Source organism: Bartonella vinsonii subsp. arupensis OK-94-513 (genome assembly GCF_000278235.1).
GTDB lineage: Bacteria > Pseudomonadota > Alphaproteobacteria > Rhizobiales > Rhizobiaceae > Bartonella > Bartonella arupensis.
The window spans coordinates 308791-331161 of record NZ_JH725038.1 but is presented as its reverse complement, the minus strand read 5'-3'; the positions used below and the strand labels follow the sequence as shown (position 1 = coordinate 331161).

The following is a 22371-nucleotide window of genomic DNA, read 5'->3' as shown; positions in this document are numbered from 1 at the left end:
AATAGAAACAACCAACCTCAATGGAAATTTCTCTCTGCTTCTAATCTGCTTCCCCCCAATATATAAAGCTCTATAATTCTTTATGCGTTTCCGCAATGGTCTTTTTTTCCTCCAAAGTAGTGCGTTTATTATAAGCAACAAAACTACAGGGAAGAAAAATCATATAGCAAACAGCTGTGACCAATAAAGTATACCATGTGTAAGTTGCAAGAAAACCTACATAAATAACAATACCCAGCATGCACGGTACGACGATATCACGCCTCAAATTTTGATCAATTGTTTTTGCATTCCACACAGGCAAACGACTGACCAAAAGAAAAGCAATAATGACAGTATAAAGACTAAAAAATAATGCCCAACTCCAACTTGGTTCCAAACCAAGAGCTCCTAAATACATAGGTAATAAAAGCAGTAACGCCCCTGCTGGTGCAGGAACACCAACAAAATAATTCCCCTGCCATTTTGGTATATCCTTGTTATCCAACATCACATTAAAACGCGCTAATCGTAAACAACAAGCAACACAATAGACAAGTGCTGCTACCCAACCGACTTGGTGCGCTTGTGCTAACACAAAGGAATAAACAATAAGCGCAGGCGCAACACCAAAATTGATCACATCCGCAAGAGAATCCATCTGTGCTCCAAAAGATGAACTTCCATCCATCAAACGGGCGATACGACCATCTGCACCATCTAGAATTGCTGCCAAAAGCACCATCAAAATAGCAGCCTCATAGCGATGCTCAAAAGCTAAACGAATACTGCTCATCCCTGCGCAAATTGCCAAAATAGTGATAATATTTGGGATGACATACCGCATCGGTGTAGGTGAACGCCACCGATTTGCACTATCATCATGCTGTCCTTCAGGATTAAATGAAGAAAAGAGCGAAAAATTTTTCATTGTTCATCCTAACCGAATCTAAAACCAGTCGTCTCACTCTGATCGTCAAAAAAACCTAAAACTGTTTCTCCAGCAATTGCTGTTTGGCCAACCGCAACACGCAATTGCACTTCAGTTGGTATATAAATATCAAGGCGAGAACCAAAACGAATTAATCCAAATCGCTCTCCAGCAGTCACGGAATCATTTTCTTTTGACCAACAAACAATCCGGCGAGCAACCATCCCTGCTATCTGCACCATACCAATTTTACCATATTTGCTATCAATGACCATCCCATTACGCTCATTAAACTGACTAGCCTTGTCGAGCTCAGCATTAGTAAATCGGCCTGGACGATAAACTATAGATTCTACTGTACCGCTTATGGGAATACGATTAATATGGCATGAAAAAATATCCATAAACACGGAGACACGGATCATTTCTTCTTTACCTAATCCCAATTCTTCAGGAGGAATACATGGTTCAACGAAGGAGATACGTCCATCAGCAGGAGATATAACCAAATTTGAATTTAAAGGGACCACACGATCTGGATCACGGAAAAAATACATACACCATACAGTAAGAATAAGACCACACCAAAAAAACGGATTCCATATCCAACCAAGAATGAGCGAAATAATAAAAAACGCCACAATAAAGGGATAACCCTCTTTATGAATCGGCACAAAACTATTATGGATAGATTGTAGAATACTCATATCATTTCCTATTCATAGTCTAACTTAACAAGGTATAAACCTTTTTGTTCCTTTTTGCCCTTTTGTGTACTTAATCAACCACTCCATATAAAGTTATAGATAACATTTGCACAGCTTATTTTTTACGATTAACAACGCCTATCTCATCTTCTTCACGCATTTTACGTAATTTTTCCTCAGCTTGTGATGCTTCAAGCTGCTTATTCCACATTGAAGCATAGAGACCTTTCTTTTGTAAAAGTTGTGCATGCGTCCCATTTTCAATAATACGGCCATTTTTAAGAACCAAAATTTCATCAGCATTGATAACAGTAGAAAGACGATGAGCAATTATCAATGTTGTACGCCCACGGCTTACAATATCTAGTGCTTGTTGAATTTCCTGTTCTGTTGCCGTATCAAGAGCCGCTGTTGCTTCATCTAGAATAAGAAGAGGGGGAGCTTTTAACAATGTCCGCGCAATAGCTACACGTTGTTTTTCACCACCTGATAGCTTGAGCCCACGCTCACCAACCATAGACTGAAAGCCTTCCGGAAGCATCTCAATAAATTTTGATATCTGTGCCATTTCAGCAGCTTTGCGCATCTCTTCCTCTGTAGCAGTTGGACGCCCATAGCAAATATTATATGCAATTGTATCGTTAAATAACACCGTATCCTGCGGGACCATACCGATAGCTTCACGTAAACTTTTTTGTGTCACATCACGAATATCTTGTCCATCGATTGTGATGGAACCTGCTTCAACATCGTAAAAACGAAAAAGTAATCGAGAAATAGTCGATTTACCAGCACCTGATGGACCAACAATTGCAACTGTTTTTCCTCCAGGGACCTCAAAATTAATGTCTTTGAGAATCTGGCGAGCCGGATCATAGGAAAATTTTACCTGATGAAACTGAATGGTACCATCACGCACTACTAATGGTTTAGCATCTGATTTATCAACAATCTCCTGCTGAACATCTAAAAGATCAAACATGGCTTCAATATCAGTTAATCCTTGCCGCACATCACGATAAATCGAACCAATAAAATTCAGTGGAATAGAAAGCTGTATTAAAAGCGCATTAATAAAAACAAAATCCCCTAGAGTTTGTGTATTATTAAAAACTTCGTAAGCTGACATTAACATCAGAATAGTCATTCCAATACCAAAAATAAGAGCCTGACCAAAGTTAAGCCAGCTTAAGGATGTCCAAATTTTCGTTGCTGCTTTTTCATAATTTTCCATAGAAGAATCAAATCGACGCGCTTCTAGAGTTTCATTACAAAAATATTTGACTGTTTCAAAATTCAAAAGAGAATCAACAGCGCGCGTGTTGGCTTCAGTATCTGCCATATTCATTTTCTGCCGAATACGAATACGCCAATCACTTGCCTTAATTGTAAACCAAGTATACAGCCCTACCATGACGACAACTATGAACAAATAATGCCATCCATAGCTTATGTAAAATACAAATGCTGTCAAAACAAATTCTAAAACCGTTGGTACTGTGTTCAGAATTGAAAATCTAACAATAGCTTCAATTCCTTTTGTCCCACGCTCAATCACACGAGAAAGACCACCAGTCCGCCTTTCCAAATGAAATCGCAAAGACAATTCATGAATATGCATGAAAGTCTTATAGGCTAATTGGCGGATAGCATGTTGACCAACAGTTGCAAACAAAGAATCACGCAACTGATTTAATGCTGCTTGAACAACACGGGCGACGTTATATGCCAAGACGAGCATAAGAGGAATAATACAGCTTTGTGACGTCCACATGGAGAGCTTTAAGCTCACATCAAGAGTATCCGTAGCATATTTAAAGAAATACGGTACAGATATGAGAAATAGCTTGGCTAAAACAAGATAAAATATCGCCCATAAGACACGCATTTTCAGATCGCGCCGATCTGTTGGCCACATATAAGGCCATAAATTGTAGAGTGTACGCAAAGTCTGACCTGTATCTGACGACACGGTTTTTATCATTTCATTCTGTTTCATAAAGCACTTATTTCTTTATCATCTACTCCACAAGCACGATAATATCCCCCTCTGTAGCCACTACAGTTCCTTATCCTCTTGCTATACACTTCCTGTAAATATACATATTAGCACTTAAAGCTAAACTGTTTTTGATAAAGGGACAAGAAATAATCCGCCATAAGGTTTATTATTTTGGTCTGTATTCTCATACCATTCCGCTGCAAATAAATTTTCAGCCTTCACATGCTTCTTGTCCAATTCTGCTTGAAGCCATTTTTTTGATTTACCAATTTCTTTAAGCCCTTTCTTAAGAATTTCGCCATTTTGTACTACAATAATGGACTTCTTCCCTTCTTCCTTTTTAATAACAGAACAATCCCCATTGGTTTCCAAACGAACAAAAGCAGCTTCATGTAAACTACAGCCTTTAATACGCAACATCGTTATCAGTTCATTCACGCTGATGCCTAAATTTTTAATCTCATCCACTTGAAAGACGCCATCTAAAACCAATGCGATATTTTGCCCAGCAATGAGACGACGAAAAAAGACTGAATAGCGTGTCAAAAAATTAAGAGATGCAATCAGAGTTTGCCAAATAAATAAAACAAGCAATAATTGAACACTGCTAACCTCCGGACTATAAATAATGCCCCCAATGATACTCCCCATCACAAAATTGCTTACCAAATCAACTGGTGTCATTTGGCTAAGACTTCCACGCCCCGTTGTTCTTAAAATGAAGAGAAAAGCGATAAGGCCTACAACCAATTTAAGTGTGACATATCCGTAGTGATATAAAAATTCCATCAAACTGTCTCCCTTGTTATGGAAGCTGCCAAAATACTGGAATTATAAGCGCTTTATATCCCACACGGTTATACGCTCGCCAGTTTGTGGGTCTTTGCTGTCTTTTAAGATAACCCCCTCAGCTGCAAGCGCATCACGAATTGTATCCGCAGCTGCCCATTCTTTATTATGGATAAGCTGTAGCCTTTCGGCAATGCGTTGATCGATAAATTTTTCATCAAGGGAAGTTTTTTTCATAAATAATGGGCATTCTACATCTCTAACCCACTCTGGCCGCAATAACCCAAATAAACTCATCCCATTTGCGAGCGTTACAGCATCGCCTCTTTTATAAAATTGTCGTAAAAGAGCAAAGGCATTTGGCGTGTTTAGATCATCACTTAATGCATTTATCAAAGAGGCATCAAGAGCTTCATTCTTATCCGCATAAGCATTTTCACTACGAAGCAATTCATACCAACGATAGAGTTCATTACTAGAGTGTGCTAAACGCTGTGCTGTCCAATTTAATGGTTCACGATAGTGCGATTGTAACATCGAAAAACGCGCAGACAAACCAGCCCAATTCTGCTTCATTTCATTTGTTAAAATATCATTATGATCAAAAAAATTATTCTCTAAAACAGAACGAATAGTAATAAAATTACCGAGGCTTTTAGACATCTTTTTGCCTTCAACCTGCACAAAACCATTATGCATCCAAAGATTAGCCATTCGCTCAGTTCCAAAAGCCGAACAACTTTGTGCAATCTCATTTTCATGGTGCGGAAAAATCAAATCAATCCCACCACCATGAATATCAAAAATATTCGCTGTCGGATCATCACAGCTTAAACCACCGCCATAGGGTTCTAGCAACTTTGCCATCGACATTGCAGAACATTCAATATGCCACCCTGGACGACCTAAAACAGAAATTCCTGCCGGTGATGTCCAACCTGGCTCTCCCTCCATGGAGGGCTTCCATAAAACAAAATCCATCTCTTCCTTTTTATAAGCAGCAACATCGACACGTGCACCTGCCCTCATTTCCTCTAATGAGCGCTTTGCAAACGATCCATAAGAGGGATGTTTTTTTATGCTGCTTACAGAAAATAAGATATGATTTTCCGCTATATAAGCGTGTCCTTTTTCAAGCAACCGTTCAATCAAAGAGCGCATCTCTTCTAAATGATCTGTTGCACGTGGTTGGCTGGTTGGTAATAAACAACCAAGTGCTCGTGTGTCTTGTTGAAACTGCAAATAGGTACGCTCCGTCAATCGGCGAATAGCTTCGTTAAGTGCTAGTTCTGGATACTCGTAAGCTGCTCGTGTATTAATTTTGTCATCTACATCTGTAATATTACGTGCGTATATAACGTGATCTTTACCATAGATATGACGCAATAAACGAAATAACATGTCAAAAACAATGACTGGTCGTGCATTACCTATATGGGCGTAATCATAAACCGTTGGTCCACAAACATAAAGACGTACTCTCGTTGCATCTATCGGTGTAAAAAGTTCTTTTTTACGTGTTAGCGTGTTATAAAAACGCAACTCTCTCATTATTATACTCCGTTAGCGATATTACTCGCCGCTTTTCACAGTGAATTTTATTCAAAATCATTGCATTATGTGGTTTTAAGTTAAAACTTTCGTATATCTTATCTAAAATTCTCACAATGAGCCCATTGCATCGAGGCTGTACCCATCATTTGTCAAAAAATAATCCACTCTATTTGATTGGATTAAAGCATCCTATAAATAAAAACTCTATTTTTTCTTGATGAGAAAACTGCTCTAGAAAAAAATCTAGAACGCTCTATACAGCATAAAATCATACGAAAAACAGATTGCATACAAAAATCTGAAATTTTTAACGACACAAAGATTCGTCAAATTTTTCAATAACTTCATGATGCTTTCCTTACTTTCTTTATGCCCTAAATTTTATAATATGCCCCACTCTTGGTAATATGCATAAACCATTTTATCCGCGATTGTAATCTACAAAGTTTTATTAAAAAGGAGCAATAAAAAATGCGCAATAATCTGATAAAAACCGTTTTTTTTATATCTTTTTTAGCTTTAACACCAACCTTTGCACAACAATCACCACCTTATGAGACGAAATTACTACGACTAGCAGAAATTTTGGGATCCTTACATTCCCTACAAAATCTTTGTAGCACTCCAACAAACCAATGGTATAATTACATGAGTGCACTAATTGAGGCAGAACAACCCATGCCACAAAGACGTACTTATTTTTATGAAGCATTTAATGAAGCGTACCGTGCTTTTTCAGAAAATTATCATCATTGTACACAATCAGCAATTGAAGCAACTCAAAGATATATTAAAGAAGGAAAATCCTTATCTGAAAACCTTCTCATGCATTATAATAATTAATCTGTACAAAAAATTACTAAACTCTCAATAAACTACATCAATGACAGTACTCCGAAAAATAAATAGATTCATAAACCGTCTTTGATATAAATATGCAACTTTTTGAAAACAAACCTTCAATATATTTTTATTTCCCTATGACAAAACCACAATAAGCGTCTTTTCATAGAGGAAGTCATTTCCATAAACCCTAACCATTCTATCTGGTTACACCAGAGCTTCTATAAATTTAACAGGTTCACCTTGAGAAGGTGTAACAATTTCGCCTTCCCACATAACACGTATCCCCCGTATAATGGTTCCAACAGGCCAACCTTTAACCTTTTTACCATCATAGGGTGTCCAACCTACACGTGAACCAATCAAAGCATTCGTAATCACTTCTTCTCGCTTAAGATCAACAATGGTCAAATCAGCATCATATCCAACAGCAAGACGCCCTTTACAGCTTATACCAAAAACGCGGCTAGGACCATGTGACGTGAGATCAACAAAACGTTCAAGGGATATCTTTCCCGCATTGACATGTGTTAGCATAATTGCTGCTGTTGTTTGTACTCCTGTCATCCCTGAAGGTGAAGCAGGATAAGGTTTGCGCTTTTCTTCAAGCGTATGAGGAGCATGATCAGAACCTAACACATCAACAATACCCTGCTGAACACCATACCAGAGAGATTCACAGTGCCGACTTTCACGGATTGGTGGATTCATTTGAATTAATGTACCAAATCGCTGATAATCATCAGAGGTTAAAGTCAAATGATGCTGCGTTACTTCAATTGTTGCAATATCTTTATGTTCCTTTAAAAACTCAATTTCTTCTGCTGTAGAAAGATGTAACACATGGATGCGCGACTTTGTTTCATGCGCAATTTTCACTAAACGTTGTGTACATTTTAATGCTGCAACCTCATCACGCCAAACCGGATGCGATGATGCATCCCCTTCAACACGCAACATTTTACGCTCTCTAAGCCTTGTCTCATCTTCAGAATGAAAAGCTGCACGACGGCGTGTATTCTGCAAAATAAGACGCACACTTTCATCATCATCCACCAAAAGATTACCGGTAGAAGATCCCATAAAGACTTTTATTCCAGCAGCACCTGGAAGTCTTTCTAACTCAGCTAATTCATGTGCGTTTTCACGTGTTCCTCCAACCCAAAATGCAAAATCACAATGCATCCGATGAAATCCGCGTCTTACCTTATCAGACAATGCTTCTTCTGAGGTCGTCAATGGGGTAGTGTTAGGCATTTCAAAGACTGCTGTAACTCCCCCTAACACCGCAGAATAAGAGCCACTTTCTAAATCTTCTTTATGTTCATTGCCAGGCTCACGAAAATGAACTTGGCTATCGATAATACCCGGCAAAATATGCAGCCCTGTACAATCAACGATCTCCCCAGCAGAGGCATATGCAAGATCACCAATTTCAGCAATACGGCCATTCGTAATACCAATATCACGCTTGCTACTTCCATCATGATTTACAAGCGTTGCACCTTTAAAAATTGTATCAAATGTTTTAAACATAGCCATACTCCTTACATATCCCCTCTTTGATCGATTATGTAACTTTGAGTAGAAAAGCAAGAACCATGATTGAAAAACAAAATATCATTCGCTTAAAAAAACGTAGCATTATTAAAGTTACAGGTGAAGAAGCAACAGATTTTCTGCAATCTCTTATCACTACAGACGTAAAAAAAATCGGCTTACAAGAAATTTTCCCTGGAGCGCTCTTATCTCCACAAGGAAAAGTTATTGCTGATTTTCTTATCGGGAAAATAAAAGACGGCTATCTGATCGATATTTTTGCCTCTTTAGCTGATATCCTCCAAAAGCGCCTTCTCCTTTACAAATTGCGCAGAAAAGTGGAAATTACACAACCATTACAAGAAGTTGTTACGGTTTTTTTGAAAAATGAAGAAACTCTTTCAGATTATGATTCAAGTTTTATTGATAAGCGCTTTCCACCAAAAGAAAAAATAATACGAATCTATGGAAATACACCCTTTTTTTCTTCAGAAGATCACCATAATTGGGATCGATTGCGTATCCGTTATGCAATCGCTGAAAGTGGTCAGGACTATGAAATAGGAAAAGTCTTTCCTCATGATATTAATTATGATCAAATTGGTGGGTTGGCGTTTAATAAAGGTTGCTATATAGGGCAAGAAGTGGTTTCACGAATGCATCACCGTCGCGCAGCACGTCGTCGCATTTTAACAGTCAAAAGTCAGCACGAATTAACCTCAGGTTCCAACGTTGAAGCAGAAACAAAAATACTTGGTTACTTGGGAACATGTGTTGCAAACGAAGCTTTAGCTTTAATGCGTCTTGACCATGTCAAAGATGCTATGAACAGAGCTATTGCGTTGACAGTAAAAAATGCTCCCGTCACCATAAGCATTGCTGAAAATATGAATTTTACTTTTCCTGAAAACTCTGTGGAAACTTAACTCATGGCTAAAGCTGAATTATCAAAAAATGGAGAAGCACGTGCTTGGCAAAGAATGCTTTCTGGCCGACGACTTGATCTGCTAAACCCTTCTCCTTTTGATGTTGAAATAGAAGATATTGCCCATGGGCTCGCCCGCGTTGCCCGTTGGAATGGCCAAACGCGAGGAGAGTATGCCTATTCTGTTGCACAGCATTCACTTTTGGTAGAGCAAATATTTCAGAAGCTTTTTCCACAATCACATAGCAATGAGTGCCTATATGCTCTTCTTCATGATGCACCAGAATATGTCATCGGTGATATGATTTCACCCTTTAAAGCTGTCATCGGAAAACAATATGAGCTTATCGAAAAACGTATACAAGATGCTATCCATATGCGCTTTTCTCTCCCCGTTGATCCCTCTCAAAAGCTCTTAAAAAAAATCAAGCAAGCCGACCGTATTGCTGCATTTTATGAAGCTATTACACTCGCTGGCTTCAATACAGAAGAAGCTCTTCGCTATTTTGGACCTCCCAATAATATTTTACCTGACGATCTCGATTTGCAACCTACTTCTACACAACAAATTGAAAACGCCTTTTTAATCCGTTTTCGTAACCTTGATGCCCAAAGATCACCCTAACATTCTCTTTGCATCGTTCTCTCTTTATCGTTTTAGCTAAAAAATACATATATGAGATTATCGCCTTCTTCCCTTAATACCTATTTGAATGTTATTATAAAAAGAATACCCTCTCTCCCATCCATAATCTTATAGATATTGAATACTCTAAAATCTCTGCTATATAACAGCCTGTAGCTTTAAACCAACAAAAAGCGAAGAGTGTTGAATCAAAAGATTTTCTATACAATACACTCTTGATAAGTACCCCGTAAATTTATGCGTTTATTGGTTTCTGATAATATCAGTGTAATAGCATACAAAAAAATTATTGTTCAAATTGAATGCGAACAAAAGATATATGAAAGAATACACGTTCATTTTGCAAGGTTTTAACAACAAATGTTCTCTTGTAAAACCTTTGTATGAAAGTGGATTTTATTTAAGTTTATAAACTTCCGCATCCGCTGGGAAAATACGTGATTTGACATCTTCTGCGTAATTTTTAATTGCCGTCTCCATTGCTTGCTCAAGAGCACCATAACGACGTACGAATTTAGGTGCCCAAGTGCCATACCCCAACATATCTTCCATCACCAATATCTGCCCATCACATTGACTAGATGCTCCAATGCCAATCGTAGGGATAGAAAGCATCTCTGTGAGCTTTACCGCTAACGGTTCCACAACCCCCTCCACAACAACAGCAAAGGCACCTGCTTTTTCAACCGCTGCTGCGTCTTCTTCAATCTGTTGCCAATTCCTTTCATCACGTCCTTGCGTCTTAAAACCACCAAAACGATTTACAGCTTGCGGTGTAAGACCAATATGGCTCATAACGGGAATACCGCGTTTACACAAAAAATCAATCGTTTCTGCTATATAAACCCCTCCTTCAAGCTTAATTGCACCACACCCCGTTTCTGCAAGGATACGCGACGCATTAGAAAAAGCTTGTTCTGGACTTTCTTCATAAGAACCAAAAGGCATATCAACAACCACTAATGCCCTCTGAGACCCACGCATAACTGCCTGCCCATGCAAAATCATCATATCCATACTAACAGGGAGTGTTGTCTCAAACCCATGCACAACCATACCAACGCTATCACCAACCAAAAGCAAATCGCAATACGGATCAGCAATTCGCGCACTATAAGCTTGATAAGCTGTTAAAGACACAATCGGTTCTTGTCCTTTTCTTGACCTTATTTCAGAAGCCGTTATACGCTTCATGGTTTTGTGTGCACTCATCTTTTCAGCCTTTCTCTTGCAAGATATATTGATCAAGAAGCCTAACCTCACCAAAACGGACAGTGAGTAATAAAACCGCAGGTTTTTCCAACTTCCCCTTAACTACCGATAAAGTTTCCATATCCCGTAAATCTACTGATTCAATAATCGCTCGCGATTCCTGCTGTAAAATATTGCGAACAGTTTTACATAATTTATCAACCGACCGTTCACCTTGGCAATAAAGCATTTCCGCAGCTTTACCGCTTTCAGGAATAATTTTTGCAGCTTGGCGATCTTCTAGCGTTAAAAGCTGATTACGTGAAGAACTGGCCACTCCATCTGCTTCACGTAAAATAGGGACTCCAACAATTTCAACAGGAAAAGCTAAATCCTTAACCATACGACGAATGATCAAAATTTGTTGAAAATCTTTTTCCCCAAAAAAAGCCTTATCTGGCTGAACAATATTAAAAAGCTTAGCAACGACACTCGTCACACCACAAAAATGTCCTGGACGTAATTTTCCCATTAAAATACGTGATAATTTTTCTACTTTCACAATTGTGTCATTTCCCTGTGGCCACATTTCTTCCACAGAAGGAGCAAAAACATATTCAACACCTGCTTTTTTCAACAAAGCACAATCACCCATCAAATCTCTTGGATATTGATCAAAACCCTCATTGAGGCCAAATTGCTTTGGATTGACAAAAATAGAAACCAATATGCGATCACACATAGCCCTTGCTTTCTGCACTAATGCAAGATGACCATCATGCAATGCTCCCATGGTTGGCACAAAACCAATAGATAATCCTAAACGTCTTTCTTCTGCAAGAGATTGGCGTACCTTGGCAATTGTTTTCAAGATTTCCATCTTCATCTTCTCTTCATTTTATTAAATCAGCACATTCATGTTTGCATGCGAAATCGCCGTTCAAACAATTGTATTAAATTCATGCGTACCGATGGTTGCTTTATATCTCGTGGTTCCCAAACATGACGCATTAAAAAAAAACCCGTTAAAATAAAACCATTTAATATGTCATTAAAATCAACAGGACGAGCTGTTCTTTGCACAAGAAACTGTGGTAGAATTAAAAGTTTCTCTTTCCAAGGATAACCTGCTTCTTCACATACAGCACGTCCTGATTTTGGTGATACATAACAGAGCCTTTCCTGACGACCTGTTACAGCACAACGAGATAAATCGAGGCCAAAGCCAAGTTCTTCAAGAAGCCGCATTTCAAAACGCACAAGTAATTCAGCGTTTACAAACGTTTCTTCAAAATTTTGTATAAAAAGATGTAAAATATCATATAAAATGGGATGCGGATCACGCTCAGGAAGAAGGCGCAAATGAAAAGCTATTAACTGCAAAGTATAAAGTGCATCCGGTAAGACTATTAATCGTGCAGCATGGAAGTCAAGCACTTCAAGCCGAAAAAGCCCCAAATGTTCATCTAAACGCGCCCACCATTCGGCTTCAACACAATTTCCAGGTTGCAGAAGAGCCGCCATACGACGAGATTGCCCTCCTTTTACCACCCCCATATAGCGGCCATGCAGACGTGTCATAATTTCAAGAATAACACTGGTTTCACCATATTGGCGTGTACCAAGGATAATGGCCTGCTCTTTCCATTTCATTTTATTTTAAAAAATCTAATCCCATTTCGCGGTAACGTTCCGGATCAGTATCCCAATTATCACGCACTTTTACAAAGAGAAAAAGATGAACCTTTTGGTCCATAATTTCCATTAGTTCCTTACGTGCTGCCTGACCAATTGTTTTAATTGTATTGCCTTTTGTTCCTAAAACAATTTTTTTCTGACTCTCACGCTCTACATAAATGACTTGATTAATTTTAACTGAACCATCCGAACGCTCTTCCCAATTTTCTGTTTCAACAGTTGAGGAATAAGGCAGTTCATCATGGAGGCGGAGAAAAAGTTTTTCACGTGTAATTTCAGCAGCGAGATGACGCATGGGCATATCTGAAATTTGATCCTCTGGATAATACCATGGCCCCTCCTGCATCATTGCACTTAACGCATGAAGCAAATCTTTACAACCAGAACCGTTCAGAGCCGAAATCATAAATGTCTGCACAAACGGCACACGCTCATTAATTTGAGTGGTTAATGCTAAAAGGGAGGACTTAACAACTGTATCAACCTTATTAAGAACAAGAATCTTATCCTGCTTAATATTTTTTACAATATCTAACATCGTATAGACATCATCCGAAAGACCACTTTGAGCATCAATCAAAACTAAAAGAATATCAGCACTCTTAGCGCTTCCCCAAGCAGCAGATACCATTGCACGTTCTAATCGCTTGTAAGGATGAAAAACACCTGGTGTGTCAATCAACACAATTTGCGTATTATCATGAATAACAATACCACGGATCAAAGTGCGTGTTGTTTGTACTTTATGCGTTACGATTGAAACCTTCGTTCCAACCAACTGATTAACTAATGTTGACTTGCCAGCATTAGGCATCCCAATAAGCACAACAAAGCCAGAACGCGTTTTAATAACGTCATCCATGATCACTTTTTCCTATTGCTTTCCATATACCCTCTCGTCGTAAAATTTTCTCAGCTGCCATTCTTTCAGCATATCTTTTAGAACTGCCCTGCCCAATCTCTGGAGCAAAACCAGAAATGCTTACCTCTACCATAAAAACAGGATCATGATCTGGACCAGAACGTTTTATAACCCGATAATATGGTTGTGCATTGCTCTGTATATGAGCCCATTCCTGTAACGCCGTCTTTGCATCACGTCGACCCGCATCCATTTGTTTTGCCCGATCTTTCCAATATCTTTGAATAAAAGGCCGAACACTCTTCAACCCTCCCTCTAGATACATCACAGCAATTAAAGCTTCTACCACATCAGCATGCATATTGATGAGTCGACGCCCCTCGAAGTTTTTCATTTCAAAACCAACATGAACCATATCAGGCAAACCCATTTCTCGCGCAATATCGGCACATGTCTGCGCATTCACCAGACCATTTAAACGTACCGATAATTCACCTTCACTTGCCTGTGGAAAAAATTGATACAGCATTTCTGCAATCAAAAGTCCTAGAACCCGATCACCTAAAAATTCCAGTCTTTCATAATTCCCTTGTTCTGAATCTTGTACACTTGAATGTGTTAATGCTCTTCTTAATTTCTCTTCATTTCTAAAACGATGCCCCGTCAGTTTTTCAAGCTGCTCAATTACTGGACGTTTCATTATTGATTCCTTGCTCAACAAGCGGCAAATCATGAACAGTGTTGATAAAAGAAAACAAACGACTCCAACGCACATCAAATGGCCAGCGCCAAATCTGCCAAGCACTTGAACCATTACTAATAGAGAAAAAAATCACGCCTGCTCGACCAATAAGATTTTCTTCTGGAACATACCCTACATCCAGACGGCTATCATCTGAATTATCGCGGTTATCACCCATCATAAAATAATGCCCTAGTGGAACTTCAAAGACTTTTGTGTCATCAACTTGCGGAATAAAAGCTAAATCAAGTGTATCGTAGCGAACACCATTAGGCATTGTCTCGCGATATACATCAACAGGGTAATTAACCTCTGTTATATCAGAATTATCAATCTTCCCCATAAAATGACGTGGAACAGCCTTATCATTAATATAAAGAACACCTTGACGAACTTGTATACGATCACCTGGTAGCCCAACAACACGTTTTATATAATCAATATCCGGATTGCTCGGTAAACGAAAAACTACAACATCTCCACGTTGAGGTTGAGATGCCCAAATACGTCCCGAAAAAAGAGGAGGAGAAAAGGGTATGGAAAAACGAGAATATCCATATGCATATTTGGAAACAAACAGATAATCTCCTACAAGTAAAGTAGGACGCATTGAACCAGAAGGAATACTAAAAGGTTGGAAAAAAAGTGTACGAATAAGTGCTGCTAAAAACAGAGCTTGAATCAAAACCAAAATAAATTCAACGATTCCGCCTTTTTCTTTCTTTTGATGCATTTTTTCTTTCTGAACCATTACAGACTACCTTCCCATGACAGATATAATTCGTTTTTTATCATAATGTCCAAATAACAAAAGCACAATCTCCCACAATATCTATTCTATCCACGCGGAAATGCTTCGATAATAACAAATGCCTGCGCCCAAGGAAAATCATCTGTTAAGCTCAAATGGATGACAGCCTCATAATGTGGGGGCAATAACTTTTGTAACTGCATTTGCGCACGATTTGTGAGTTTCATGATTGGTTTGCCAGACGGTAAATTGACTACTCCCATGTCTTTCCAACCCACACCACAAGCAATTCCAGTCCCTAAAGCCTTAGCACATGCTTCTTTGGCTGCAAATCTTTTGGCATAAGAAGAAGATCTTTTGGAAAGATTTTCAGATTTAGTCTGCTCAATATCCGTAAAAATACGTTGAATAAAACGATCCCCATAACGAATCAACATTCTCTCGATGCGTCTTATATCAATGAGATCATTTCCAAAACCAATGATCATAAGATATTACCTGAATTTCTTTGCCATAAACGCTTTTTTTTTATAATCTTTTGATATCGCTTTTGTTGAAAACGAGCAATTGCTCTGTAAACACCTATATAAGATAAGCTGCCAAAAATAAGACCTAAAAGGGTACCACCTAAAATCATCGGTCTCATGATTGAGTCCCATGTACCCTTAAAAAGCGGAGATATATTTGACAGTGTCAAATCCTCAAACAAAATACGAATTTGAGAAAGAGAAATCTCATTTACATTGCTAAAAAGTGATAAACAGAAATAGCCTATCTTATAATCGGCCATAACAATCAGCAAAAATGTAAGTGGATTAGAAAAAACCGTTCCGATAATCGCCGCAGCAAAATTTCCACGTAAAATCCAAGAAAAAAATATTGCCAAAATAACATGCATCCCAAAAAAAGGCGAACAAGCTAAAAAAATGCCAATAGAAAACCCCAACGCAACTTTATGTGGTGTTGCTGAGATACGCAAAATACGTTTACGTATGTAGCAAAATGAGCGAGAGAATGAACGACGCGGCCATAGCCAAAGTCGAACACGCTTTACAAAATCTACTGGTTCTCTACGACGAAAAAGCATTTGACTCTCTATATACATCTCGTGACAATGAAATAATCCATATGATTCAAATTAATTTCTCCAAGATTTTGTAAAAAAATAGAAAGACAATTAAATATTTCGACTCCCTGGCTTGATCGCTGGCAGCATAGCAAGATCAGCAGGAAGTGCGTCACTATCATAAGATGCTATCTCGTATTCAGCAAGCGCAATCAACGGAACTCCAACATCAACCTTACCGCCAGAACGATCAAGGATACATGCACTCGCCAACACATCTGCTCCTGCCGCAAGCAAAGCCTCAACCGTCTCACGAATGGAAAGGCCTGTTGTTACAATATCTTCAACAATCACAACACGTGCACCCTGCTTGATTTCGAAACGACGCAATTCAAAGATGCCATTTACACGCTCTACCCACAAAGAGGGAATACCAAGGTGACGCGAAGTTTCGTACGAAGGAATAAGCCCACCAATTGCAGGACCAACAACATAATCAATTTTTCCTTCAACAGATTTTTTAATTTTTTCAGCCAACCCACGACATAACTTCTCCGTCAAATCAGCATGCATAAATACTTTCGCCTTTTGCATATAAGTAGCGCTATGGCGGCCTGATGTTAAAATAAAATGCCCTTCCAAAATAGCATCTGCTTGTTTAAAAATATCAATCACATCTTGTGTATTCATCGTCAAATCTCTTTTTTACCCATGAACTCGCTGTACTGCACTAACCGAACCTGCCTCTTTTAACTGAGAAAAAATACGATTCAAATGTTTTAAATCCCAAACTTCTAGATCAATCACAATTTCTGTAAAATCTGGCGCTGTACGAATAAAAGATAAATTTTGAATATTGGCATCATTGGCAGAAATCACTTGTGTAATTTCTGCCAATGAGCCAGGACTATTAACAGCCAAAATATTAATTCGAGCAGGAAAACGTTCGCTCATTTGAGCATCAATATCCCAGCGAACATCAATCCATCGTTCTGGCTGATCATCATAGGCCATTAAAGCCGAAGACTGTATCGGATAAATAATGATTCCCGCTCCTGGTTGCATAATGCCAACAATCCGATCTCCCGGTACTGCTCCTTCAGGCGAAAACCGTACAGGAATATCTCCACGGGTTCCTCGGATAGGTAATGCTTTGGATTGATGCTTCTGCGCAGTTACATCCTTTTCATTTTCTGGAACTTTAAAAATCATCCCTTGAGCATTTTCAATGTTAAACCAACCTTCTTCCCCAGGCTTAAAAGATGATTTTTGGACAACACGGTGATCTTGATAATCAGGATAAACCGCCTTAACAACATCCGTGGAAAGGAGTTCCCCACGTCCAACAGCAGCCAATACATCTTCCACATCTTTACGTGCCAAACGTGGCAAAACTTGCTTAAGAGCATCTTTTGAAAATTGCTTTCCCATATACTCAAACGAACGCTCAAGAATACGATATCCTAAGCCAGAATATTGCTTACGTACCGCCGCACGGGTCGCTCGACGAATGGCTGAGCGCGCTTTACCTGTCACAACAAGAAATTCCCATGCTGCTGGCGGAATTTGAGCTTGTGAACGTATAATATCAACTTCATCACCATTTTTTAATTTGGTCATTAAAGGCATAATACGACCATTAATTTTTACCCCTACACAAGAATTACCAATGTCCGTATGAACGGCATAAGCAAAATCAATAGGAGTCGCGCCTTTTGGAAAGGCAATCAATCGGCCTTTTGGAGTAAAACAAAAAACTTGATCTTGAAAAAGCTCAAGTTTTGTATGTTCTAAAAACTCTTCTGGATTATCCCCATCTGATAAAGACTGAATCGTTTGACGCAACCATGCATAAGCATTGGTTTCGTTTGATAACTTCAAAGTCGAATAATTGGAACCACGATCTTTATAAATAGAATGTGCTGCAACACCATATTCAGCAATTTCATCCATAGCAGCAGTTCTAATCTGCAGTTCTACACGTTGCCTCGAAGGTCCTACAATCGTCGTATGAATGGAACGATAATCATTTTGCTTTGGTATAGAAATATAATCTTTAAAGCGACCAGGTACCATTGGCCAAGTCGTATGAATAATACCAAGAGCACGATAACAATCATTCACTGTTTCAACAATAACGCGAAATCCAAAAATATCAGATAATTGTTCAAACGATAATGCCTTACTTTCCATTTTGCGAAAAACTGAATAAGATTTTTTCTGACGGCTTTTAACATCTGCTTTAATACCATGTTCAAAAAAAAGTTTTGTCAGTTCATTTTCAATCCTAGAAAGCAAATCACGGTTACGCTTCGATAATTCAGAAAGTCGATTGGTTATCGTATGATAACCTTCTGGATTTAAATAAAAGAAAGAGAGATCTTCTAATTCTTCGCGCATATCTTGCATCCCCATACGACCTGCAAGTGGCGCATAAATATCCATTGTTTCCTCAGCAATTCGCCGACGCTTATCATCACGCATAACACCAAGAGTACGCATATTATGAAGACGATCAGCAAGTTTGACTAAAAGAACACGAACATCATCAGAAATAGCAATAAGAAGTTTACGAAGATTCTCTGCCTGTACTGCTTTCTTCGATACAAGATCAAGTTTATTAAGTTTTGTGAGCCCCTCAACCAACTTACCGATTTCAGATCCGAAAAGCTGGTCAATTTCTGCTCGTGTAGCACTTGTATCTTCAATTGTATCATGCAAAAGAGCAACAGCAATTGTCGCTTCATCCAACCGCATATCTGTCAAAATAGAAGCAACTTCTAAAGGATGAGAAAAATAAAGATCTCCGGAAGCACGCTTTTGATGACCATGCTTTTGCATTGCATAATTATAGGCTCTATTTAACAGAGCCTCATCCACGTCAGACTTGTAACGTTGAACACGCCCAACAAGCTCACACTGACGCATCATACGAGCATATCCTTTATCTTTTCACGACTTAACCCTTATTGAACGTGAACAGTTTATCAATTAAAAAGATAAGAAAAACAACCACTAACACATAACAACATATATTTTCTCCTGAAATATAAATCTCTGCAGTTAATAATCGTCACTTTTCTCCGGAACGACTAAACCTTCAATACCAGCTAAAAGCTCTTCTTCTGACATATAATCAAATGAACACCCCTCTTCTTCTGACGAGACTCCAAAAACATTCTCAGATTCACCTGAATGAGAAATAAATTCACTTGCCATTTCCGGTTCATCCACTTCCACATGCTTTTGCAATGAATGAATAAGATCTTCTTTCAAATCAGCCGGTGATAATGTTTCTTCAGCTATTTCACGCAAAGCAACAACTGGATTTTTATCATTATCACGATCAACCGTGATCTGCGCTCCCTGTGAAATCTGACGCGCTCGATGCCCAGCTAAAAGAACCAACTCAAAGCGGTTATCGACTTTATCAATACAATCTTCTACCGTTACGCGGGCCATTTATATCTCTTTCTTAAAGCTTAAAAAATTTTATAATAGGTATTGGAGTATATACAATAATCAAAATAAAACACAAGAAAAACAACACAAGCCTTATTTTTTTCTCAGAAAGCTTATTAAAAAACCTTGGAATCTTCATAAAGGCGCAGAACCTATTGAAATTTGTTCCAAGTGCTCTTCTAAAATAAAAACTTTTAAAGTATCGGTTTCCAACACAAAACTATATTCACTTGATAAATTGACTCTCTACTCTAGAAAAATCGTCTTTTGAAATTATAGCAATCATTCCAATTTATTATTTTTTTTGCAATAATGACAATCTCATACGCAGTATTTATGATAACAAGTTTTATTCCATAACGTCTCTCTTCATTCTTCTCTTAATTCACCGAATAAACTCCTAAAAGATTTACACCTTTATGAAAAAGAATTGGCAATCATTTTATGTTAAACTCTGTTATCAAATAGCTCATTTGTATTTATCATGGTTGTTTACAAAAATATAATTCGTCATACACCTCATAAACAACTCAAAAGAATTTTTATAAAAATAATTAATGCCTATGAATAGCCAATTAACATCTCTTTGCCCAGAACCACCGCAAAACTGCAATTTATGCCCACGATTACATAAGTTTATCTCTGACTGGCGTATAAAAGAACCGAGTTGGTATAATGCACCGGTACGCCCATTCTTTCCCTATAAAGGTGCAACTGCAACACGGCTTCTCATTGTTGGTCTTGCTCCTGGGTTACGCGGAGCAAACCGAACTGGACGCCCATTCACTGGTGATTATGCTGGGCACTTACTTTATTCCACTCTAAAAAAGTTTGGTTTTGCCCAAGGTACCTTCGAAGAAAGAGCTGACGACTCTCTTGAATTGATTGATGTCGCAATTGTCAACTCGGTTCGTTGTGTTCCACCAGAAAACAAACCCACTAGTGCAGAAATCAATACTTGCCGATATTTCTTTTCCCCTCTTTTAACAAATCTTCCCAAACTTAAAGCTGTTATCACCCTCGGAACTATTGCACATCATTCAACTTTACGTGCCCTCAACGCAAAAATCCTAGCCCATCCTTTCGGACATGGAAAAATAAATGATATCGGAAGATTGCGCATCTTTTCAAGTTATCACTGCTCACGCTATAATACCAACACTGGCCGCTTAACAGATGTTATGTTCCATGAGATTTTTGAAGCAGCAAAAACATATCTAGATCAATGCTAAAACCTCTCAGAGCTCTGATAAAAATATACAAACCAATCTTATCATCCATATTTTTTTAAAAGCCTTGCTTTTTCGCGTCCCCAATCACGTTTCTTTTCTGTTTCGCGTTTATCATGAAGCTTTTTCCCGCGTGCTAGAGCAATTTCCAACTTAGCACATCCTCTTTCATTAAAATAAAGTTTAAGGGGAACAAGTGTCATTCCCTCACGAGAAGTGGCATTAAAAAATCGTGCCATTTCACGTTTCGAAATTAATAATTTACGCAAACGACGCGGCTCATGATTAAAACGATTAGCTTGCGTATATTCAGGAATATAACTATTCACAAGCCATAATTCCCCATTTTCAAAACTGGCATAACTTTCAGCAATATTGGCCTGATTGGAACGCAATGATTTCACTTCCGCACCATGAAGTACCAAACCCGCCTCAAGATTATCAAGAATTTCATAATTAAAACGGGCTTTACGATTGTCAGCAATTATTTTTCGTACTGGCACATTCTTCTTTTTGTTCATGGCTACTCTATCATTTTATTCTTTAAGCAGACCCGCATGGCACAGAGCCGCATCAATCATCTTTTTTGTTGTATCTTTTAGTGGAACAATTGGAGAACGGACAATATCGTTACAAAACCCTAATTTTGCAGCAGCATACTTAATACCTGCAGGACTGGGTTCAATAAATACTGCACGATTGAGAGGCATCAGGCGGTCATTTAATTTGAGGGCTGTTTTATAATCACCACACAAACAAGCAGCATGAAGCTGTGCACAGAGTTTGGGAGCAACATTGGAGGAAACCGAAATACACCCTACACCTCCATGTGCATTAAAACCTAATGCTGTACAATCATCACCAGAAAGCTGCACAAAATCCTTGCCACACTTTTCACGTTGTTCACTCACACGCTCAATTTTGCTCGTCGCATCCTTAATACCAATGATATTTTTAAAATCCCGACAAAGATCTCTCATAGTTTCCACAGCCATATCGATCACAGAACGGCCAGGAATATTATAAATTATAATAGGGATAGAAATAGCTTTCGCAATGGAAGAAAAGTGCGTGTATAAACCAGACTGATTAGGTCTATTATAATAGGGAGTGACTACTAGAACTGCATCTGCACCTGCCTTTTGCGCATGTTGCGCAAGCTCTACAGCCTCACTTGTACTATTGGATCCGGCTCCAGCAACAACAGGAACACGCTTAGCAACCTGCCCCACACATAACTCTATAACCTTCTTATGCTCTTCATGGCTTAAAGTTGGTGATTCACCTGTTGTTCCAACAGGGCTTACACCGTTAATACCTTCTGCAATCTGCCACTCAACAAAATTGCAAAATGCCTTCTCATCAATAGCGCCTTCATCATTAAACGGTGTGATAAGTGCGGTCACAGCTCCCTTGAGCATGATAAACTCCCTGTAATGTTCTCTTTATTTTTAT

23 protein-coding genes are annotated in these 22371 nt (G+C 38.6%); 4 read left to right on the top strand and 19 right to left on the bottom strand.

The genetic code is table 11. The annotated features are described in order from the left end of the window. Nucleotides 1-70 precede the first annotated feature (70 nt). The 5 genes from pssA to cysS form a co-directional block, all read right to left on the bottom strand. Entirely contained in the window at nt 71-910 is an 840-nt protein-coding gene (gene pssA / locus ME1_RS06560) for a CDP-diacylglycerol--serine O-phosphatidyltransferase (RefSeq protein ID WP_004864794.1), read from the bottom strand. Between the two features lie 8 nt (nt 911-918). After that, nucleotides 919-1617 carry a phosphatidylserine decarboxylase gene (locus tag ME1_RS06555; RefSeq protein WP_004864793.1) on the bottom strand — a complete coding sequence of 233 codons (699 nt, stop codon included), beginning with the start codon at nt 1615-1617 and terminating at the stop codon, nt 919-921. Between the two features lie 115 nt (nt 1618-1732). Then, complete coding sequence (locus ME1_RS06550) at nt 1733-3616, bottom strand: ABCB family ABC transporter ATP-binding protein/permease (protein ID WP_004864790.1); 1884 nt, start codon at nt 3614-3616, stop codon at nt 1733-1735. Between the two features lie 120 nt (nt 3617-3736). Next, nucleotides 3737-4408, bottom strand: a complete 672-nt coding sequence (locus ME1_RS06545) for a DUF421 domain-containing protein (protein WP_004864788.1) — start codon at nt 4406-4408, stop codon at nt 3737-3739. A gap of 42 nt (nt 4409-4450) precedes the next feature. Then, nucleotides 4451-5959 carry a cysteine--tRNA ligase gene (gene cysS, locus ME1_RS06540; protein WP_004864787.1) on the bottom strand — a complete coding sequence of 503 codons (1509 nt, stop codon included), beginning with the start codon at nt 5957-5959 and terminating at the stop codon, nt 4451-4453. 474 nt (nt 5960-6433) lie between these two features. On the opposite strand from cysS, the gene ME1_RS06535 reads away from it, so the two are divergent. Next, nucleotides 6434-6805 carry a TIGR02301 family protein gene (locus ME1_RS06535; RefSeq protein WP_004864785.1) on the top strand — a complete coding sequence of 124 codons (372 nt, stop codon included), beginning with the start codon at nt 6434-6436 and terminating at the stop codon, nt 6803-6805. A gap of 207 nt (nt 6806-7012) precedes the next feature. Here the strand turns inward: ME1_RS06535 and ME1_RS06530 are convergent, their stop codons facing one another. After that, nucleotides 7013-8341, bottom strand: coding sequence for a dihydroorotase (locus ME1_RS06530; RefSeq protein WP_004864784.1), 1329 nt, complete (start codon nt 8339-8341; stop codon nt 7013-7015). Nucleotides 8342-8406: 65 nt separating this feature from the next. On the opposite strand from ME1_RS06530, the gene ygfZ reads away from it, so the two are divergent. Further along, a complete protein-coding gene (ygfZ, locus tag ME1_RS06525; RefSeq protein ID WP_004864781.1) occupies nt 8407-9270 on the top strand; it encodes a CAF17-like 4Fe-4S cluster assembly/insertion protein YgfZ in 864 nt (287 codons plus the stop codon). A gap of 3 nt (nt 9271-9273) precedes the next feature. Continuing rightward, the gene (locus ME1_RS06520; RefSeq protein WP_004864780.1) at nt 9274-9894 is read left to right on the top strand and encodes a YfbR-like 5'-deoxynucleotidase; all 621 of its coding nucleotides are present in this window, start codon (nt 9274-9276) and stop codon (nt 9892-9894) included. Between the two features lie 417 nt (nt 9895-10311). Here the strand turns inward: ME1_RS06520 and panB are convergent, their stop codons facing one another. From panB to rpoZ, 11 genes are all read right to left on the bottom strand, one after another. Further along, nucleotides 10312-11127, bottom strand: a complete 816-nt coding sequence (panB, locus tag ME1_RS06515; protein WP_004864778.1) for a 3-methyl-2-oxobutanoate hydroxymethyltransferase — start codon at nt 11125-11127, stop codon at nt 10312-10314. A 4-nt stretch (nt 11128-11131) separates the two neighbouring features. Then, nucleotides 11132-11992: a pantoate--beta-alanine ligase gene (gene panC, locus ME1_RS06510; RefSeq protein ID WP_035008885.1), complete on the bottom strand. Its 861-nt coding sequence runs from the start codon at nt 11990-11992 to the stop codon at nt 11132-11134. Between the two features lie 29 nt (nt 11993-12021). Then, nucleotides 12022-12759: a DNA repair protein RecO gene (recO, locus tag ME1_RS06505; RefSeq protein ID WP_004864774.1), complete on the bottom strand. Its 738-nt coding sequence runs from the start codon at nt 12757-12759 to the stop codon at nt 12022-12024. 1 nt (nt 12760) lies between these two features. Further along, nucleotides 12761-13666, bottom strand: a complete 906-nt coding sequence (era, locus tag ME1_RS06500; RefSeq protein WP_004864772.1) for a GTPase Era — start codon at nt 13664-13666, stop codon at nt 12761-12763. After that, nucleotides 13659-14366, bottom strand: a complete 708-nt coding sequence (rnc, locus tag ME1_RS06495; RefSeq protein ID WP_004864770.1) for a ribonuclease III — start codon at nt 14364-14366, stop codon at nt 13659-13661. Before rnc ends, era begins: the two co-directional genes overlap by 8 nt. Continuing rightward, nucleotides 14347-15159, bottom strand: a complete 813-nt coding sequence (lepB, locus tag ME1_RS06490; RefSeq protein WP_004864768.1) for a signal peptidase I — start codon at nt 15157-15159, stop codon at nt 14347-14349. Before lepB ends, rnc begins: the two co-directional genes overlap by 20 nt. 86 nt (nt 15160-15245) lie before the next feature. After that, complete coding sequence (acpS, locus tag ME1_RS06485; RefSeq protein ID WP_004864766.1) at nt 15246-15647, bottom strand: holo-ACP synthase; 402 nt, start codon at nt 15645-15647, stop codon at nt 15246-15248. Beyond that, complete coding sequence (locus tag ME1_RS06480; RefSeq protein WP_004864764.1) at nt 15644-16246, bottom strand: DUF2062 domain-containing protein; 603 nt, start codon at nt 16244-16246, stop codon at nt 15644-15646. Before ME1_RS06480 ends, acpS begins: the two co-directional genes overlap by 4 nt. Before the next feature lie 90 nt (nt 16247-16336). Continuing rightward, nucleotides 16337-16915, bottom strand: coding sequence for an orotate phosphoribosyltransferase (gene pyrE, locus ME1_RS06475; protein WP_004864762.1), 579 nt, complete (start codon nt 16913-16915; stop codon nt 16337-16339). A gap of 15 nt (nt 16916-16930) precedes the next feature. Next, the gene (locus tag ME1_RS06470) at nt 16931-19156 is read right to left on the bottom strand and encodes a RelA/SpoT family protein (RefSeq protein ID WP_004864759.1); all 2226 of its coding nucleotides are present in this window, start codon (nt 19154-19156) and stop codon (nt 16931-16933) included. Nucleotides 19157-19288: 132 nt separating this feature from the next. Then, nucleotides 19289-19687 (bottom strand): DNA-directed RNA polymerase subunit omega, encoded by a 399-nt coding sequence (gene rpoZ, locus ME1_RS06465; RefSeq protein WP_004864757.1) that lies wholly within the window; start codon nt 19685-19687, stop codon nt 19289-19291. A gap of 563 nt (nt 19688-20250) precedes the next feature. Between rpoZ and ME1_RS06460 the strand changes: the two genes are divergently transcribed. Beyond that, complete coding sequence (locus tag ME1_RS06460; protein ID WP_035008884.1) at nt 20251-20919, top strand: uracil-DNA glycosylase; 669 nt, start codon at nt 20251-20253, stop codon at nt 20917-20919. A gap of 41 nt (nt 20920-20960) precedes the next feature. Here ME1_RS06460 and smpB read toward each other — a convergent pair whose 3' ends face one another. Further along, a complete protein-coding gene (gene smpB / locus ME1_RS06455) occupies nt 20961-21437 on the bottom strand; it encodes an SsrA-binding protein SmpB (RefSeq protein ID WP_004864754.1) in 477 nt (158 codons plus the stop codon). 15 nt (nt 21438-21452) lie between these two features. After that, nucleotides 21453-22337 (bottom strand): 4-hydroxy-tetrahydrodipicolinate synthase, encoded by an 885-nt coding sequence (gene dapA, locus ME1_RS06450; RefSeq protein ID WP_004864752.1) that lies wholly within the window; start codon nt 22335-22337, stop codon nt 21453-21455. Between the last annotated feature and the right edge of the window lie 34 nt (nt 22338-22371).